Source organism: Mycobacterium sp. TH-M15, assembly GCF_057473705.1.
This window is the reverse complement of sequence record NZ_JBYCLB010000115.1, coordinates 1-3,237: the sequence shown is the minus strand read 5'-3', so window position 1 is coordinate 3,237 and position 3,237 is coordinate 1. Positions and strand designations below refer to the sequence as shown.

Annotated in this window: 3 protein-coding genes and 1 pseudogene; 2 read left to right on the top strand and 2 right to left on the bottom strand. The window is 72.4% G+C overall.

Annotation, left to right across the window (positions count from 1 at the left end):
• Nucleotides 1-664: phosphotransferase family protein (locus AC2VNT_RS02940; protein WP_486945434.1), on the top strand; the 664-nt coding region annotated here is incomplete at its 5' end.
• Nucleotides 661-1,806, top strand: a pseudogene (locus tag AC2VNT_RS02935) (Rv3169 family protein). The gene AC2VNT_RS02940 and the pseudogene AC2VNT_RS02935, both read left to right, overlap by 4 nt.
• 10 nt (nt 1,807-1,816) lie before the next feature.
• On the opposite strand, the gene AC2VNT_RS02930 reads toward AC2VNT_RS02935, so the two are convergent.
• Entirely contained in the window at nt 1,817-2,731 is a 915-nt protein-coding gene (locus AC2VNT_RS02930; protein ID WP_486945433.1) for an NHL repeat-containing protein, read from the bottom strand.
• The coding region (locus tag AC2VNT_RS02925; RefSeq protein ID WP_486945432.1) for an alpha/beta fold hydrolase at nt 2,728-3,237 on the bottom strand (510 nt) is incomplete at its 5' end. The genes AC2VNT_RS02925 and AC2VNT_RS02930, both read right to left, overlap by 4 nt.

Here is a 3,237-nt window from a genome sequence, read left to right as displayed (position 1 = left end):
GGCGCTGCAGGACGCCACCGTGGACGTGCTGGCCCAGCTGCACTCGATCCCGAACCCGGAGCAGACGTTCTGGTTCCTGGAGGAGGGCCGGACCGGGGCGACCGCGCTGCGCCGGCACGTCGGCTGGGTGCGGTCCTGGTATGAGTTCGCCGCGGCCGACATCGGCCGCTCGCCGCTGCTGGAACGCACCTTCGACTGGCTGGCGGCGCACTGGCCGGCCGACGCCGACGCCGCGCCGCCGGTGCTGTGCTGGGGCGACGCCCGGATCGGCAACGTGCTCTACCGCGACTTCGCGCCGGTGGCGGTGCTGGACTGGGAGGAGGCGTCGCTGGGGCCGCGCGAATTCGACGTGGCGTGGCTGATCTTCGCGCACCGGGTGTTTCAGGAGATCGCCGAGCTGGGCGGGCTGCCCGGGCTGCCCGACGTGCTTACCGAGGCCGACGTGCGGGCCGAGTACCGCCGGCGCACCGGCGTCGAACTGGCCGACCTGCACTGGTTCTACGCGTACTCGGCGCTGATCTGGGCGGTGGTGTTCATGCGCACCGGCGCCCGGCGGGTGCACTTCGGCGAGCAGCCGGCACCGGAGGACGCCGGCGTCTGCCCGGAGTCGTTCTTCTACCACGCCGGCCTGCTCAAGCGCCTGATCGGAGAGGACGTCCGATGATCGGACCGCTCGACGAGTACCCGATTCACCAACTGCCGCAGCCGATCGCCTGGCCGGGCTCCTCGGACCGCAACTTCTACGACCGGTCCTACTTCAACGCCCACGACCGCACCGGCGAGATCTTCGTCATCTCCGGCATCGGCTACTACCCCAACCTGGGGGTCAAGGACGCCTTCGTGCTGGTCCGGCGCCGGAGCCGCGGATCCGGCGACGTTGGACCCAGCGGTACCCAGACCGCGGTGCATCTCTCCGACGTGATCGACGCCGACCGGTTGCACCCGCACGTCGGGGCGTACCGCGTCGAGGTCACCGAGCCGCTGCGCCGGCTGCGGGTGGTGTGCGAGGAGACCGAAGGCATCGCCGTCGACCTGACCTGGCGGGGACTCTTCGACGTGGTGCAAGAGCAGCCGCACGTGCTGCGGTCCGGCAGCCGGGTGACGCTGGACGCGCAGCGCTTCGCCCAGCTGGGCAGCTGGAGCGGGCGGATCGCGATCGACGGCGAGGAGATCGCCGTCGACCCGGCCAGCTGGATGGGCAGCCGGGACGGGCCGTGGGGCATCCGCCCGGTCGGCTAACGCGTGCCGGCGGGGCGCCCCACCGATCCGCCGTTCGAGGGCATGTGGTGGCTGTATGCGCCGATGGCGTTCGACGACTTCGCCGTCGTGCTGATCATTCAGGAGGAGCCCGACGGGTTCCGGTCGCTCAACGACTGCACGCGCATCTGGCGCGACGGCCGGGTCGAGCAGCTGGGCTGGCCACGGGTGACCACCCGATACGTCTCCGGCACCCGGATCCCGACCGGCGCCACCAGCGCGGCCACCCGCCCGGACGGCACCCCGGTGGCCTTCGAGGTGGAGTCCAAGCTGGCAGCGCCGATCCACGTCGGCGGCGGCTACGGCGGCGACATCGACTGGCTGCACGGGCAGTGGCGCGGCGAGAAGTTCACCGAGCGGCTCAGCTACGACATGACCGACCCGGCGATCGTCGCCCGCAGCGGGTTCGGCGTCATCGACCACGTCGGGCGGGCCCTCTGCCGGGACGGCGACGGCGACCCGGTGGTGGGCTGGGGACTCTACGAGCACGGCGTGCTGGGCCGGCACGACCCGTCCGGGTTCCCCGACTGGGTGGCGGTAGCGCCGTAGCCCGGCTCCGCTATTCCGCGGTCAGCTTCAGCACCCGGCCGCCCTGCGAGTCGGCGGCGTAGACGTTTCCGTCGGTGTCCACCGCCAGCCCTTCCGGAGAGCGACTCCCGAACGGCAACACCGTCGGGCCGGCGGACCCCGCCGGCAGCATCAGCACCTGGCCGTTGTTGGCGTCGCCGACGTAGAGATCGCCCGCGGCGTCCACCGCCACCCCGTACGGCTGACTCAGCCCGGTGAACGGCAGCACGGTCTGGGTGCGCGATCCGGCGTCCAGCTTCAGCACCCGGTTGTCGGAGGTCCCGGTGTCGGTGACGTAGACGTTGCCGGCGGCGTCCACGGCCACCCCACTGGCGAACTCCAGCCCGACGAACGGCAGCGTCGACTGGCTGCCGGACCCGGCATCGAGCCGGACCACCGCCTGGATCCGCCGGTCGGCGACGTAGACGTTGCCGGCGGCGTCGACCGCCACCCCGCGCGGGTCGATCAGGCCGGTGAAACCCAGCTCGGTCTGGCTCTCGGACCCGGCGGCCAGCTTCACCACCGTGCCGACGCCGGGATAGCCGCTGGTGAAGTAGCAGACGTAGACGTCGCCGGGCCCGGTCACCGCCATACCGGTCAGGTTCCCCAGGCCGGTGAACGGCAGCTCGGTCTGGGCGCCGGACGCCAGCTTGAGCACCCGGTGGTTACCGGCGTCGGCGACGTAGACGTTTCCGTCCGCGTCCACCGCCACCCCGGTCGGCCGGGTGAGGCCGGTGAACGGCAGCACGCTGGGGCCGGAGAAATGCCGCGGCTGATCGGACCCCGACACCGGCTCGGTGGGCCCGGCCGGCCCGGCCGGTGTGCCGAAGACCGCCCGGGTACAGCCCGGCACCAGCAGAAGCGCCGCGACCAGGGCGATTGCGCCCAGACGAGGCTTTCCGATCACGCCGGCCGGCTGTCGCCGGACACCGATTCGACGAGTCCCCGCAGCGCCCGGTTGACCTCCTGCGGCCGCTCCAGCATCGAGCAGTGCCCGCCGGAGAGCTCGATCAGGCCGGCCAGTTTGGGTGCCGCGCCGGCGATCTTGCGGGCCTGCCGGATCGGGGTGAGCCGGTCCTCTTCGCTGCCGATCACCAGCGTCGGCACGGTCAGCCCGGACAGGTCGATGTGCTGCGCGCCCAGTGAAGCGATCAGTGCCTTGCCGCAGCCGCCCCGCCCGGCCGGCGGGGTGGCGTCGAAGAGTTCGTGGATCAAGCGCGCGGCCCGCGGGTCGGCGCCGCTGCCGACCGCCACGAACTCCACCAACTCGCGCACCGGCCGGTGTGCCAGCCCGGGTATCCGGAATGAGCCGAAGGTTTCGAAAAGCCCGCGGGCGGCCAGCACCCGGGCCGGCGAGAGCCCGCGGGGCACCGGCAACACCCGGATGTGCTTGAGCAGCTCGCCGGTGGCGGT